The 13,061-nt window shown below is 66.0% G+C and carries 13 protein-coding genes; 1 reads left to right on the forward strand and 12 read right to left on the reverse strand.

All coding sequences use genetic code 11. The features are described from left to right. Nucleotides 1-62 precede the first annotated feature (62 nt). The 8 genes from OIU93_RS19685 to OIU93_RS19720 all read right to left on the reverse strand — a co-directional run bounded on the left by OIU93_RS19685 (nt 63) and on the right by OIU93_RS19720 (nt 7,832). The gene (locus tag OIU93_RS19685) at nt 63-2,453 is read right to left on the reverse strand and encodes a hypothetical protein (protein WP_264271750.1); all 2,391 of its coding nucleotides are present in this window, start codon (nt 2,451-2,453) and stop codon (nt 63-65) included. A 182-nt stretch (nt 2,454-2,635) separates the two neighbouring features. After that, the gene (locus OIU93_RS19690) at nt 2,636-3,193 is read right to left on the reverse strand and encodes a dihydrofolate reductase family protein (protein ID WP_264271751.1); all 558 of its coding nucleotides are present in this window, start codon (nt 3,191-3,193) and stop codon (nt 2,636-2,638) included. 196 nt (nt 3,194-3,389) lie between these two features. Further along, a complete protein-coding gene (locus OIU93_RS19695) occupies nt 3,390-3,716 on the reverse strand; it encodes a CHY zinc finger protein (RefSeq protein WP_264271752.1) in 327 nt (108 codons plus the stop codon). Then, nucleotides 3,713-4,324: an energy-coupling factor transporter transmembrane component T gene (locus OIU93_RS19700; protein WP_264271753.1), complete on the reverse strand. Its 612-nt coding sequence runs from the start codon at nt 4,322-4,324 to the stop codon at nt 3,713-3,715. The genes OIU93_RS19695 and OIU93_RS19700 overlap by 4 nt, the downstream gene beginning before the upstream one ends. Continuing rightward, entirely contained in the window at nt 4,318-5,010 is a 693-nt protein-coding gene (locus OIU93_RS19705; RefSeq protein ID WP_264271754.1) for an energy-coupling factor ABC transporter ATP-binding protein, read from the reverse strand. Before OIU93_RS19705 ends, OIU93_RS19700 begins: the two co-directional genes overlap by 7 nt. Next, a complete protein-coding gene (locus OIU93_RS19710) occupies nt 5,007-6,131 on the reverse strand; it encodes a thiolase family protein (RefSeq protein WP_264271755.1) in 1,125 nt (374 codons plus the stop codon). Before OIU93_RS19710 ends, OIU93_RS19705 begins: the two co-directional genes overlap by 4 nt. After that, the gene (locus tag OIU93_RS19715; protein ID WP_264271756.1) at nt 6,118-7,206 is read right to left on the reverse strand and encodes a class I adenylate-forming enzyme family protein; all 1,089 of its coding nucleotides are present in this window, start codon (nt 7,204-7,206) and stop codon (nt 6,118-6,120) included. The genes OIU93_RS19710 and OIU93_RS19715 overlap by 14 nt, the downstream gene beginning before the upstream one ends. Then, nucleotides 7,203-7,832 carry a biotin transporter BioY gene (locus tag OIU93_RS19720; RefSeq protein WP_264271757.1) on the reverse strand — a complete coding sequence of 210 codons (630 nt, stop codon included), beginning with the start codon at nt 7,830-7,832 and terminating at the stop codon, nt 7,203-7,205. The genes OIU93_RS19715 and OIU93_RS19720 overlap by 4 nt, the downstream gene beginning before the upstream one ends. A gap of 244 nt (nt 7,833-8,076) precedes the next feature. Here OIU93_RS19720 and OIU93_RS19725 point away from each other — a divergent pair, with 244 nt between their 5' ends. After that, nucleotides 8,077-8,715 carry a GNAT family N-acetyltransferase gene (locus OIU93_RS19725; RefSeq protein ID WP_264271758.1) on the forward strand — a complete coding sequence of 213 codons (639 nt, stop codon included), beginning with the start codon at nt 8,077-8,079 and terminating at the stop codon, nt 8,713-8,715. A gap of 134 nt (nt 8,716-8,849) precedes the next feature. Here OIU93_RS19725 and OIU93_RS19730 read toward each other — a convergent pair whose 3' ends face one another. The 4 genes from OIU93_RS19730 to OIU93_RS19745 form a co-directional block, all read right to left on the reverse strand. Continuing rightward, nucleotides 8,850-9,647 (reverse strand): SGNH/GDSL hydrolase family protein, encoded by a 798-nt coding sequence (locus OIU93_RS19730; RefSeq protein ID WP_264271759.1) that lies wholly within the window; start codon nt 9,645-9,647, stop codon nt 8,850-8,852. Nucleotides 9,648-10,021: 374 nt separating this feature from the next. Next, nucleotides 10,022-11,167, reverse strand: a complete 1,146-nt coding sequence (locus tag OIU93_RS19735) for a glycosyltransferase family 1 protein (protein WP_264271760.1) — start codon at nt 11,165-11,167, stop codon at nt 10,022-10,024. A 146-nt stretch (nt 11,168-11,313) separates the two neighbouring features. After that, nucleotides 11,314-11,676 (reverse strand): iron chaperone, encoded by a 363-nt coding sequence (locus OIU93_RS19740; protein WP_264271761.1) that lies wholly within the window; start codon nt 11,674-11,676, stop codon nt 11,314-11,316. A 394-nt stretch (nt 11,677-12,070) separates the two neighbouring features. Continuing rightward, nucleotides 12,071-12,670, reverse strand: coding sequence for a bifunctional 2-polyprenyl-6-hydroxyphenol methylase/3-demethylubiquinol 3-O-methyltransferase UbiG (locus OIU93_RS19745; RefSeq protein WP_264271762.1), 600 nt, complete (start codon nt 12,668-12,670; stop codon nt 12,071-12,073). Between the last annotated feature and the right edge of the window lie 391 nt (nt 12,671-13,061).

The following is a 13,061-nucleotide window of genomic DNA, read 5'->3' on the forward strand; positions in this document are numbered from 1 at the left end:
TATTCTACGTGGCGTAGTACATAGTTGTGCCCCCAACGTGAGTGTGACCGATCGGAAGTGCCTTACGGTGAGGGCGTGGGCGTTGGACTCGGTTGCCGTGCCCTGGTCGGTGTTGGCCTTGGTGCCGGTTTCGGTGGTCGTGCCTTCGAGGGCCCCGGTGGCGCGGGCTTGGTCGTGGGCGTTGCGGGGCGGGGGAGCAGGTCGAGTTCGACCAGCACAGTCTTCTCGGTGGAGCCAAAGACCCTGCCCGAGGGAGTGGCTGCCAGTCGGGGACCGAAGCGCTGCTTGCCCTTCGGGGTCCCGATGACCGCCTTGGTGCCGGCGCGGAAATCCACGACCGTGGTGGTGCCCGTCGCGCTGTGCACGAGCTTGGAACCGTCGCCCACCTGGGCGATGTCGGCGTTGGCCCATCCCGGGCGGTGGGCGGCGTTGCGAGTCGGGGTGAGGCGGTGGCGCCGGACGAGTTTGCCGTTGGCGGGATCGATGATGTTCAGGCCCTCGACGTCGGCCACCACCAACCACCCGGCGATGAGCTTGGGTGCATAGAGGGCACCGGAAGAAGCGACTGGTGAGGTTTCCCAGACCTTCTTTTTCGAGGCGATTTCCAACTTGAAGACCTTGGCCGGTCCCTTGGTGTCCGGGATGCCGTAGCCGTTGCGCACCGACGATGTCCCGTAGACATAGCGCTCATCGGCTGCCAGGCCGATGATGGAGTGGGCGCGGACGAATCCGGCACCGCCGCCGTTGAGCACCCAGCTGATTTTGTTGCTGCGGGGATCGATCATTCCCAGCACGCCGCCGGCCCGCCCGTAGTCCGGCACGGTGCCGAAGAACACGTTGCGTGAGTTCACGGCCCAGCCGAACGGACGGGACTGGTGGTATTTGCGGCTCAGCCGTTCAAGCCGCACATAGCCCCCGGGCTTGTCCTTCATTGAGCTGTCCATGCTGATGATGTCCGCCGAGCCGTAGGAACCGATGTAGCTGCGCGTGGCATCGAATTCGATCATGGCCTCAATCTGGTTGACGAGGCTTTCGTCGTCGGGGGAGTGCCAGCGTGCGCCGGTGTCGGGATTGACCGCGGCCAGCCCGTCACCCATGTAGCCGCCCACATACACCTTTCCATCGGAGTGCCCCATGAGCGACTGGATCGTGAATTCCCCGTCGGTGAGCGAAACCGTGCGCACCTTGTCGATCTTGCCGGTGGCGAGGTTGAAGGTTTCGAGGCGCAGGCCCGTGGGGATCTGGCTGGCCACGAGCACCGCCTTGGAGGTGGCGTGCAGTGCCAGGGGTGCACTGGTGCCTACCGGACCGAGCTTGGTGTCCCGCCACGTCGCGGTGTCCGTCGCGTAGAGAATTCCCTTGGAGATGTTGAAGATGCGCCCGCCGCCCTTGACCTGGGCCGAAGCGCGCCCGCCGCCTTGGGCCGGCTTCTGTCCGCTGCCCTTGATTTCCGCCGAGGCGCGGCGGGCGCCCCAGACCCGATCGACCTTGCCCGTCCACTTCTTGCTGACCGGGTCCAGCAGCAACTGAGCAGTGATGTCGCTGGCCGTGACCACGACGCGGTTTCCGATCACGTCGATGGAGGAGATGAAGCCGTTGTGCATCGGGTCGGGCAGCTGGACCTCGGTGCGGCGCCCGGGGTGGCTTGCGGGGAAGGTGAATAGCCGCGGGTTGCGGGAACCTGTCCCGACCCAGACCTGGTCGTTGGGGCCGATGGCCACGCGTCTGACGTAATCGGTGTCGGTCGCGACGCGGGAGTGGGCCCGGATCTTCTTGGTCGCCGCGGTGTAGGTAAAGGTTGCACCGTTTGGATAGGTGCCTCCCCACACGTTTCCGACCGAATCCAGGCGCAATTCGTAGAGCACCGTCGCCCCGGGAACCACCGCGACCCGGCGCACCTGCCTGGGGCTGGCTGGGCTCCAGGACAGTAGGCTGCCACTGGTGCTCAGATAGAGAGTCTTGCTGGCCCGGTCCCAGACCAGGGATTCGATCCCGCCGTTGTGGCTGCCGGGGATCGACACCACGTGCATTGGCGCCCCGGCATCGGGGTTGATGATCTGCAGTTGGTTGACCGGTCCGACGATTGACACCGCAAGCCAGGGGACCGGTGCCGAGGTCAGCCCGGGCAGGGGAACCACGGCCTTGACGTTCATTGCCGGGAAGGCCCCCTTGAAGCTCGAAATGGCGCCGCGGGTGTTGTCCGCCCGTTTCAGCGGAGTCGTCAACAAGGGATCGCGGTGGCGCCACGGCGGTGGGCCGGGCTTGGCCGTTGGCGTCGGCTTGGGCGTCGGCTTTGCGGTCGGAGCGGGAGTTTGCGGCTTCGGGACAGCCACCGGGTCCTCGGTGGGGGAATGCAGGGGAGAGAGTGCGACCCCTCCGGCGGCCAATACCGCCAGGGACAGCAGCCCGCGTCGGGTCAGGCGGTGCGGATCACTCTGGGGGTCGTGGTGCACTGTCGGTCTTCCGGTGGTCGTGAATGGCTCGGACGGCCTTGAGACTAACAGCCGGAGATGTGGGATTTCCTGTTGAGCGCGCCGGATCATGTCGCATCTCACATCGACGATCCAGTGATCCGGCACGTCGGTGATGGGCGGGCGTGGGAGTTCTGCATGAATCCCGGCAGTTGGAACCGATGCTATGAACCGTTCTCCACCGCGTAGGAATGGATGACGGTGCCGTTGGCCATGGTCCGTGAACCGCTCAGCCGCAACCGGGCCGCGTCCGTATGGTGGATCAAAAGACCTGCCTCGGCGGCATTGCCCAGGAAAAACGGGTGGATCCACAGCCGGATCTCATCCAACAGCCCATGCTCCATGAGCGTGCCGGCGAGGCGTCCGAATCCATAGGTCAAGATGTCCTTGCCCGGTTGGACCTTGATGCGCGCAATGCCGGCGGCGACGTCGTTTGCGATGATGGCGGTGTTGTCCCAGGTGGTTTCCCGAAGGGTGGTGGAGACGACGTACTTCTGCATGGTGTTGATGCGATCGGTGAACGCGTCCCCCGAGTGTCCCTGCCAGACCCCGGCAAAACCCAGGTAGGTGTCCTTCCCCAGCAGCACCGCGTCGCACTGTTCGATGAGCTCCTGCTGGATCGTGGCCTTTTCATCGCCCGGGTCCGGCAGGGAGGGCCAATGCTGCGGGTTGGTGACGACTCCGTCGAGCGAGACATAGGTTGAATTGATGATTCGACGCATGTGGGCCCCTCCTCGTGAAATGTGCGGTGTGCATGCCCGATGAAACAAGGCTCGCAGTCCGGCACGGGCAATGGAACCCCTGGGCGCGGACAGTCCTCGGGCGCAGGGGGGGGTTGATCGCACCGCAGCGGCCCGCTGCAGTGCGCACCCTGGCCCGGGATCCGAAAGTCGGGGCAGCAGATCCTGCTGCACCGAATCAATTCTGGAAGTACAGCTCCGTGTGCAGCTTGCATCCCGGGTTGAACGTCGCTGCGCAACGCGTGCACGAGTCGACATCGAGATACTCGGTGATCGCCAATAGGTGGCCGCAGACGCCGCAGAGCACGGCCGGCTCGTCGCGGGAATCCACCGGCCACTGCGCCGCATCATGGTCGGCCGCCTCCGCGTGGCACAGGTGGCACGGGTAGAACTCGCGGCAGCACGCGAACTGGATCGCGATCACGTCGAGCTCGGTTCGATAGTGGACGCAGCGCGTCTGGCCATCGACGGCCGGACCCAGCACGTTCGGCCTCTCCAGGCTCATCGCACACCCCGCGCGGTGAGCGCATCGCCGAGCTCGTCCGCGTGCTTGAGCGCCACGATGAGAAAGGGGACGACGAAGGTGCGCGGGCTGTTTCGGGCACCGCGCGCCCGCTGTGCATCGCGCACCTCGCCCGCCCGGCGGCCCAGCACCGGGATGGTGCTGATCGTCACCGTGAGCAGCAGCGCGATCCGCTGCGCGTCCAGGCCCAGTCGTTCCAACGGGCGCAGCCCGCGTTCGATGGCATCCAGCAGCGCTGTCACCCGGGTGGTGAGTGCCAGCAGGGCGGCGATCGCGATCGCGGCGGTGACCCGCGCGACGTTGGCGAGCGCGGGTTCCGGGCCCAGGAAGACCACCTGGCTGAGCGCGGTGATCGCGATGACCCAGCGGATCGCATGGACCTGGCGGCCGAGTTCCAGGATGCCGGACCCTCCGGGTCCCAGGCCCGCCACCGCGTAGCCCCCGATGGCCGCCGCCGCGGCGATGGCCGCCGAAGACCAATGCGAGGGCAGCAGCGAGACTCCGAGCACGACCGCCAGGACCAGCAGCAGCTTCGGGCCGGCGGGCATGCGGTGCAGCCAGCCGGTGCCCGGCCTGTAGAGCGTCAGCACCGCAGCACGGCCTCGTACCTGGCGATGATCGCGTCGGGTTCGCCGACGCCGACCATGCGTCCGCCGGCGAACATCACCGCCTGGTCGCAACGCGCGGCCAGCGCGAGGTCGTGGGTGACGAGCACCAGGCGGTGTCCGACGTCCTCGAACAGGTGGTCGGCGACCCGTCGGGCGTTGCGTGCGTCCAGGTAGGCGGTCGGCTCGTCGGCGATCACCAGCTCCGGGTTGCGCACGAACGCGCCGCACAGCGCGAGCAGCTGCTTCTGCCCGCCCGAGAGATCGTGGGAGGGCCGTTCGGCCAGATGCGCGAGGCCGAAGCGTTCCATGGCCGTGGCCACCCGTTGCCCAAGCTCTGCAGGGCGGAGCTTGTCGGCGCGCAGCGAGAAGGCGACGTCCTCTGCGACGGTGGGCATGATGATCTGCGCGTCGGGGTTGCTGAAGACGACGGCGATGCGCCGGCGCAGCTCGGCGGCCCGGCGGCTCGGGTCGATCCCCAGGATGTCCAGCTCGCCCGAGGTCCTGGTGGCCAGGCCGCCGATCAGCCTGGCGAACGAGGACTTGCCCGAGCCGTTCTCCCCGATGACCGCCACGGTGCGTGCGTCCAGATCGAGGGAAACGTCCTGCAGCACGTCAACGTTGCCCAGACGCATCCCGACGTCCCTGAGGTGGATTGCCGTGGTGCTCATCGAACCACCTCCAGCACTGCGGCGATGCCCATGCCGCCGCCAATCGATGCCGCGGCGACCCCGCGGGTTCCCGCCGGCGCCCCGGCGCGCACCAGGCGGCTGAAGAGGCGCACCACGGCGATCGCGCCGCTGGCACCCCAGGGATGGCCGAGCGCCAGCGCGCCGCCATCGGCACACAGGCGCGGGTCGTCCTCCGCGATCCCGATCCGGTCCAGCACGGCCAGGGACTGTGCGGCGAAGGCCTCGACGATTTCCAGCGCATGGACATCGGCCAGTTTCCATCCCGCCGAGTGCAGGGCGTCCTGGATGGCGCCGGCGGCCCCGATGCCGGGAAGCGCCGGATCGCAGCCGAAAACGGCGGAGGCGCGGATCGCGAGCCCGGGTGCGCAACCCGCGGGTCCCAGCACCAGGACGGCGGCGCCGTCCCCGATGCGCGTGGCGGTGCCCGCGGTGAGCGTGCCGCCGGGGAAGAGTGCGGGCAACCGGGGGAGCAGCCGCTCCGCCCCGCCGATCGCGTCGTCGTAGTGGAGCCCGGACAGCGGCACGAGCTCGGCATCGAAGCGGCCGGCGGAAACCGCCGCGCGGGCTCGGGCGTGGCTGCGCGCGGCATGGGCGTCCTGGCGGGCGCGGGGGATGCCGTCGTGTTCGGCGAGGTCCTCGGCGGCCCGGGTCATCTCCGGGTCCTCGAAGCCGGCGGGCGTAAATGGCGCACGGCCGTAGGCGATGCCGTCCACCGAGCGCACGGGTGCGGTGGAAGCGCTCTCCACGCCGCCGGCGACGCGTATCCGGCGGTCACCTGCGCGGATCGCGGCAGCGGCGTCGAGGAGAGCCGCGAGGCCGCTGCCGCACTGCCGGTCCACGGTTGCGCCGGGGACCCCGTGGCCCAGTCCTGCCGCCAGCGCGGAAATGCGGCCGGGGTTCCCGCCCGGGCCCATGCAGTTCCCGAGGATCACATCTGCCACGGTGATCGGCGAACCGTATGCCGCTTCGGCGTCTTCCAGGGCCGCCCGGATGACGGGCGCCGCGAGCTCCTCGACGCGCAGGTGCGCCAGGGCGCGTCCGCGGGTGCCTACGGGGCTGCGCCGGGCGGCGATGATGACTGGATCGCTAGCGGATGACAAGGGACTGCACCTCCCCGGCCAGTACCCGGCGAACGGCTTCGGCACGCGCGGGCTTTCCCGACGCGGTGCGCGGGATCTGGCCGGCGAACCAGCGGCGTGGCCGGTGCGCCGGGGCCAATTGGGCCGCGGCATGCGGACGGACATCAACGGGTGCATCGCCCTCAAGTTCCAGCAACGCGGAAACCAGGGCTCCGACGGGCTCGCGCGGCAGGCCGAACACGATCGCGTCGCGGACGCCGGTAATCGAGCGCAGCACGGCCTCGACCTCTTCGGGCACGATCGTCGCGGAGGCGCTCAGGATTGCTTCGTCGGCGCGGCCCAGCAGGCGCAGGCGGCCATCGTCCCATGTTGCACGGTCGCCGACCGTCGCCCACGCGCCGTCGCGGCGCAGCGGGCCGGAGGCACCTGCATATCCGGAGGCGACGTAGGGGGAGCGCACCCACAGTTCCCCGCCCCGGATCTCCAATTCGACGCCGGGGAACGGGCGCAGGCCCTCGCCTTCGTCGCAGGCCACGAAGGACAGCTCGGCCGCACCGTAGTATGCGCTCACGCGGATGCCTGCAGCTTCCGCACGCCGGCGGAGCGCCGGGTCCAGATGGGAACCGCCGATCAATGCCGCGCGCAGCCGCGGGTGTGAGCCTGCGTCGAGGACCGCGCGAAGCGCCTGCGGGGTACCATGCAGGACGTCGGCCTCGGGTGTCGGACGCAGCACCGGGCGGGGTCCGCCGGAAAGCGAGTGTGCGAGCGAAAAAAGGGTGAGCGAGGAAGAGGGCGGGGCGGGCAGCGCCACGGTGTCGCCAGGCCCTGCGTCCAGGAACGCGCTCACGGCGGCGAAGGACTCCGACCACGACTCGGCACTGCGCAGCACGATCCGCGGGGCGCCGCTGCTGCCGGAGGTGAGCGTCGCCCAGGCCGTCCCGTCGGGAAGCTCCGCCGCGACAGCTGCCGCGACGGTGGCCTCCCACTGCGACTTCGGCCATCGGGCATCGCCGACCAGCGGCACATCCCCTGCCTCACGGATCCGGTGGATGCGCTCGAGCAGGCCCGGGTCGGCACCGCTTACCGGGACAATCATCGGACTCTTTCCGGAACCGGTGCCGCCTTGGGGGCCCATACGCGTTTGAAGGCGCGCGGGTAGGCCCGGACCAGCGTCATGACGATGACCGTCGCGGCCACGGCCTTCACGAGGTCACCCGGGAGGAAGGCGAGGCTCAGCATGGCGGTCTCGCCCAGCGGCAGGCGCGTCACCATGCTCTGCACCGGGATCCCCACGGCATAGATCACCAGGATCCCGCCGGCGAGCATGCCGACAAATGTCCGCCACATGACCGGCTTGCGCCCGCCCGCATGCACGATCAGGCCGATGACGAACGAGCCGACGATCCAGCCGATGAGGTAACCGGCCGATGGTCCGAAGAACACGCCGATGCCGCCACGGCCGCCGGCAAGCAGGGGCAGGCCGATCGCGACCAGAGCCAGCAGCACTGCCATCGAGAGGGCACCAAGGCGCGCCCCGAGAATGGCGCCGGCGAGCATCACCCCGAGGGTCTGGACGGTGATCGGGACACCGCCGGCGAGGGAGAAGCCACCCGGCAGACCCAGCACGGCGACAAGCGCCGCGAAGACGGCGACCCGCGCAAGGCCGGTGGCGTCAAGCTGCCGGGCGCCGCCTCGTATCGAGAGGGGAGAAGGATTGGTCATGGGAGTTTCCTTACGCGCTTCATGCTTGAACGGCGTTCAATTGAACAGTGTTCACTATAGTGATGCCGTCGCCAAAGCCAAAGCAATCGAAGTCATATTTCGTGAAACCGCCATCCGCGGTGCCGTGCCCTCGTCAAGACGGTGCTCGTTCGCGGCCGGGGCGGGGGAGTAACCCCTCCTGCCCGTCGGAGGCCATGGCCAAGGAACGGGGGCAAGTGCTACGTGTTCACGACTTCCCACCGGGATGCCCAAGGCATCCAGCACTGGCCAGGGCTTGGCCATTGCTGTCGGGCCGCTGGCGTTGATTGATAGGATCCTGAGCTTGTCCAGCCCGCGAGCCGTCAGGCTTCGTTCCCGTTCCGAAGACGACTTTGACGTCTTGTTCCGAATTGCCGACGATCTAGCCACCTGGGAGGAGCGGAGCGCGGCATCGCCTGCGCCACTGACTGGGGAAGCCTTCAGAAGCCGACTTGCGCAGAGCGATGCCGATGATTCGGGCAAGGACGTGAGTTTCGTGATCGATGTGGACGGTGCAGCCGTCGGCAGCGTTTCGCTCTTCGATTTCGACGAGCTCGCCCGCCACGCGGAAGTCGGGATCGCATTGGTTCCCGAAGCACGTGGAAACGGCATTGGAACCGCAGCGATCTCACAGATCGTTGAGTTTGCCTTCGTGCGCTGCAACTTGCGCCGTGTCCACCTGCAGGTGATCGAGTCGAACCTCGGCGCGATCCGTGCGTATGAGAAGGCGGGATTCGTGGTCGAGGGTCGTCTGCGCCAGCACGCCTGGGTTCGCGGAAAGTATGAGGACATCGTCGTCATGGGAATACTCCGCTCGGCCTGGGATTTCACAGTCCGGGATAAAGGTGGCCTTCCCCGGGACTGAGCGGCGCCGCGCGGAACTTTTACCGGAGCGCAACTAATCCGCGACGGGCAGGACCCTGTCAAGGAAGCCCGGCACCACTGGATCGGGGCGCGGGTAGCGCACCAGCGACAAGGGTTCGCCATCCCGGAACGGCCTTATCGGGTCAGTTTCTTCAGTCCCTTCTTTGGTGGCACCCGCACAGGATGGGGCCAGCGGGGGCTCAGGCTATCGCCCAGCGTAGTGCCCCGTAGCTTTCGCCCGAACATGGGTAGTACCCACTCGGTGACCCACGTCCGGTGTTCCCGTGCCCGCTGCCGCACGCCGCGCGGTGCCCTCCGCTTGTCCCGGTGCGTGATGCCGTGCGGCACCTCAAGGACATCCAGGACCCTCGCTGCCATGTATTTGTGCCCGGCCTTGGACATGTGTAACCGGTCGGGCCCCCACATGCGGGAATTCGCATAGGCGTTGAAGGAGGCGTAATCCACCAATACGGCGCCGTACTTTGCGGCGATGAGCCGGACGCCGTCGTTGTAGGCGTGATTCTTGCGGCGCAAGGGCCCCAGAATGGGCGAGACCTCCACGTCGTAACCGGTAAAGAGCACGAGCGTTGCGCCCGTCTGCGCCAGCTGACTGACCAGGAATTCATACTCGGCCAAGATGTCAACGATCTTCGTCCCAAGGTCCATGACGTCATTGCCGCCGGCATACAGCGTGATGAGCGTTGGCTCCATCGCGATGGCGGGTTCGAGCTGCTCCGCGATGATGTGCCGAAGCCTCTTGCTGCGGATGGCGAGATTCGCATATTCCCAGCCTGGACTGTCGCTGGCGAGAGCCTCGGCCAGCCGGTCAGCCCATCCCCGGACGCCATTGGGACGCCGCTTGCTGCCATCCCCGACGCCCTCCGTGAAGGAATCTCCCACGGCAACATAGCGGCCCGGTCCACGATCAATCATGAGAAATTAAACGGCTGCCCATCTCGATTTCGAGGCAAGGGGCAGCCGGAGGGCCTCGTCCGCGCTCACCGGAAACGAGAAATTCGGATCGTGAGTCGCTTCCGACGGTGGCGTCCCTACGCGTGGGCCCTGCGTCTGGGCTTGAGCCAGCTCCGCAAGATCGGTCGCAAAACGGGGCCGCCCGCCGTCGTGCCCACCATGGACCTGCGTGGGCACACCGGGCCCATGGGAGGGGGAGTAGGAGGGGCCCGAGCAATTGGCCCGGCAGTCCATCGGAGCTGCATCCGCGTCAAAACCAATGTCCTCATGGAGCATTTGTGCCAGCGTGGGGGCAAGCGCTGGGTCAAGGTTGACCACGCCGGTAACCGAAAGGGTCATCGGCTTCCTCTCGAGCCTGCCGGAATCCGCGGGTGCTCTTCAATGGCCTGAGTGTAGAGAATCATCAGCTGCTCACACACGACCTGCCAACTGCGGCCTTGGACTTGCTGGAAAGCTGCGGCGGCGAAGGCTGCACGTTTGGCGTCATCGCCGATGAGATCAATTGCGTAATCACGCAACTGGGCCAGATTTCCTGGGGCGTAAAGCCAGCCCGTCCGGGAGGAATCCACGAGATCCACTGGGCCGCCGCGCCCGGTGGCAACGACGGGGACCCCTGATGCCATGGCCTCTTGGATGGTCTGGCAAAACGTTTCGAGTTCGCCCGGATGCACGAACAGGTCGAAGGAGGCCATGGCGGCCGCCAGCTCCTCACCGCCAAGGAAGCCCGTAAAATATGCGTCCGGAAGAAGGGCTTCGAGCGTTTCCCGCTGCGGTCCGTCGCCGACGATGACTAGCCGGGTGTCGGGGATCCCAGCCAGGACAGCCAGATCCTCAACCTGCTTTTCGAGAGCCAGACGCCCCACGTAGCCAATAATTTTTTGCCCCTGTGGCGCTACTGTGTCACGGAAACTTGTGCTGCGCTTGTCAGGGTGGAAGCGATCAGTATCCACACCACGGCGCCACAATTCCAACCTCGGGATGCCGTGGCCCTGCAGTTTTTGCAGAGAGTCGCTCGAGGGAACGAGTGTTTTAGTGGCAGCTACGTGAATCCGTTTCACCCTTTGCCATGCCCAATTTTCCAGGAATGGCATGCCATAGCGGGCTGCATATCCGGGAACGTCCGTTTGGTAGACGGCAACCGAGGGAATACCCAGAGCCGCCGCGGCCCGGACGGCACGCCAGCCCAGGACAAAGGGGGATGCCAAGTGGACAACGTCGGGATTGAACTCGGCCAGCAGGGTCTTCACCCGCAGCACCCCACCCATGGCAACCCGGATGTTCCGGTAACCGGCGAGGGGAACGGCGGGCAGCCGCCTGACGGTTGCGCCTTCCATCGTAGGAGGCGCATTCTCCAACGTCGACGGGGCGATGACCAAGACCTGGTCCCCGCGCGCATCCAGATGCTGCAAGACTTTCAGCAGCGAATGGGTGACCCCGTTCATCTCGGGAAAGAACGATTCAGCAACTATGGCAACCTTCACGCCTCAACCATGACTATTGAAGGTTGCCACCGTGTCCAGCTTCGGGAACACGACGGTGAAGAGTGGGTGAACGGCTGCGTCCTATGCTGTGCTCACGACACCCCAGCGCCGACCACGCGGGCGGTCGGCAATAGGCCGCGAGCGGCTTATTGCCTGTTGGAGTCGATTTCGCGCACGTGTACGCGAACAAGATCTGCGACGAGGCGGCTGGGCAGGGTCTTTTCGAGCGTGAACTGGATGGAGTGTTCGGTGGTCTTGTAATCCTTAAGCTGGTCCTTCAGCTCCTCGATCGCCCATGAAGAGGGGTAGAAGCTCATATGTTTTTTGGATGCGGTGAAGTACACGAGTGCCCGATTCCTGTATTTGAGGGTCGGCATTCCGTAACTTATGGTCTCCTCGGTGTCCGGCACGAGCTGTGTTACGAGCGCGCGGAGCCGTTCGAGTTCTGCCCGGTATGCGGGGTCGAGTGCATTGAGATACTCGTCGACACTCTTCGCTTTTTCACCCATAAGCACGAGTGTATCGCCGGTCACCGTTCCGCTTCGCTCGGACACCGGTTCTTCAGAACTGTGGCGTCGGGTAGGTAGGAATATGGCCGACAAACCGGCTCGCCGATCGGAGGGGGGCACGGCAGCGACGTTCTTGGTCAGGGTTCGATGCTCTCCGGCTCGTCCAGGCACTGAAATCCAAAGTCTCATACATCCCGACAGCCGCAACCGGAGGAAATCCTCACCAGACAACTCTGACTGCGTCAACCACGAACTCGGTGGCGGTACCCCGGTGGGCTCGAGGCCCGCTTTCACCGCCTCCGGGCGCTCGAGGGGCCGTGAATGGCGGTGTGGGCCACGAATGGCGCTTGATCGGCCGGTGCGATGCGGTTCCCGCGTCGCGCAAGCCGCATGCTTATCGGGCAATGGCCGAGATTGCTGCGTGGGGCCGGCCGCCTGGATCCTGGCGTGTTTCTGTATCAATCACGTCGAACCCGGCGTCATGCAACAGGCTACACATCTGAGCCACCGACCAGTAGTACGCCGGCGCAACAGTATGGTCGAACGGTTCTGCAGCCTCACCATCGAAAAAGCCTACGAGCAGGTGCCCTTGAGGCGAAAGAACGCGGGCTAACTCACAGAGAACGGGCGGCAAGTCCGCTGGGGGCAGGTGAATCAGTGAATACCAGACGAGCACTCCATTCAGGCTTCCATCGGCTTCGTCGAGGGCGCGCAGCGAGGAGACTTGGAATGGCACATCGGGGAAGCGAAGACGGGCGCTTTCAATGAATTCGGGTACGAGGTCAATGCCTGAGATGTCTGCACCCCGTTTATGCAGAAAGTCAGTCCAATGTCCTGGTCCGCATCCGGCGTCGATGATACGGCCGCTAATCTGCTGAGCCCAATGCTCTATGCGGTTCCGATCCGGCTCATGCATGTCATCGATAGCCCCAAGAATAGTCGTGTACTCGGATGCTCGAGCGGCGTAGGCCTGCTGAACTTGGGAGTCAGTCATGTAAGTAAGCCTAGAGACTCTTTAGCACGACCGTTGGCGCGACATCCTCCAGCGTCGTCCCGACAGGAGCGTCCCGGATAGTTAGCAGAGGAACAGAAAAAGGAAATAGAACCAAGCCAGACAGGGGACCCCGTAAGCGGAACGCTAAGCGGGACGCTAAGCCTTGATCCACCGATCCGCCCCCGGTCGTCGTCTGCTGGCGACGGACGGGGGCGGTTTCGTTTTTGGGCACGGGAAGGGTGCCGGCCTCGCTGTCGGCGGGTGTTCCACGGTGGTTTCCTGGTTGCGCCGCAGAGGGCTCGGTGAACGGTTCTAGGCGATTTGGGGTGGGGCGTGCGCGGAAGTGAAGAGCCGTTCCCACTCGGTTTCCCAGGGCCAATCCAGCGGAAGC

The sequence above is a fragment of the Paeniglutamicibacter sp. ZC-3 genome (assembly GCF_025847175.2).
GTDB classification, from domain to species: Bacteria; Actinomycetota; Actinomycetes; order Actinomycetales; family Micrococcaceae; genus Paeniglutamicibacter; species Paeniglutamicibacter sulfureus.

Coding starts and splice junctions, on each gene's coding strand:
- OIU93_RS19690 (WP_264271751.1), bottom strand. CDS start 3,193: ATGCGTCGAATCATCAATTCAACCTATGTCTCGCTCGACGGAGTCGTC.
- OIU93_RS19695 (WP_264271752.1), bottom strand. CDS start 3,716: ATGAGCCTGGAGAGGCCGAACGTGCTGGGTCCGGCCGTCGATGGCCAG.
- OIU93_RS19705 (WP_264271754.1), bottom strand. CDS start 5,010: ATGAGCACCACGGCAATCCACCTCAGGGACGTCGGGATGCGTCTGGGC.
- OIU93_RS19715 (WP_264271756.1), bottom strand. CDS start 7,206: ATGATTGTCCCGGTAAGCGGTGCCGACCCGGGCCTGCTCGAGCGCATC.
- OIU93_RS19720 (WP_264271757.1), bottom strand. CDS start 7,832: ATGACCAATCCTTCTCCCCTCTCGATACGAGGCGGCGCCCGGCAGCTT.
- OIU93_RS19725 (WP_264271758.1), top strand. CDS start 8,077: ATGCCCAAGGCATCCAGCACTGGCCAGGGCTTGGCCATTGCTGTCGGG.
- OIU93_RS19730 (WP_264271759.1), bottom strand. CDS start 9,647: ATGATTGATCGTGGACCGGGCCGCTATGTTGCCGTGGGAGATTCCTTC.
- OIU93_RS19740 (WP_264271761.1), bottom strand. CDS start 11,676: ATGGGTGAAAAAGCGAAGAGTGTCGACGAGTATCTCAATGCACTCGAC.
- OIU93_RS19745 (WP_264271762.1), bottom strand. CDS start 12,670: ATGACTGACTCCCAAGTTCAGCAGGCCTACGCCGCTCGAGCATCCGAG.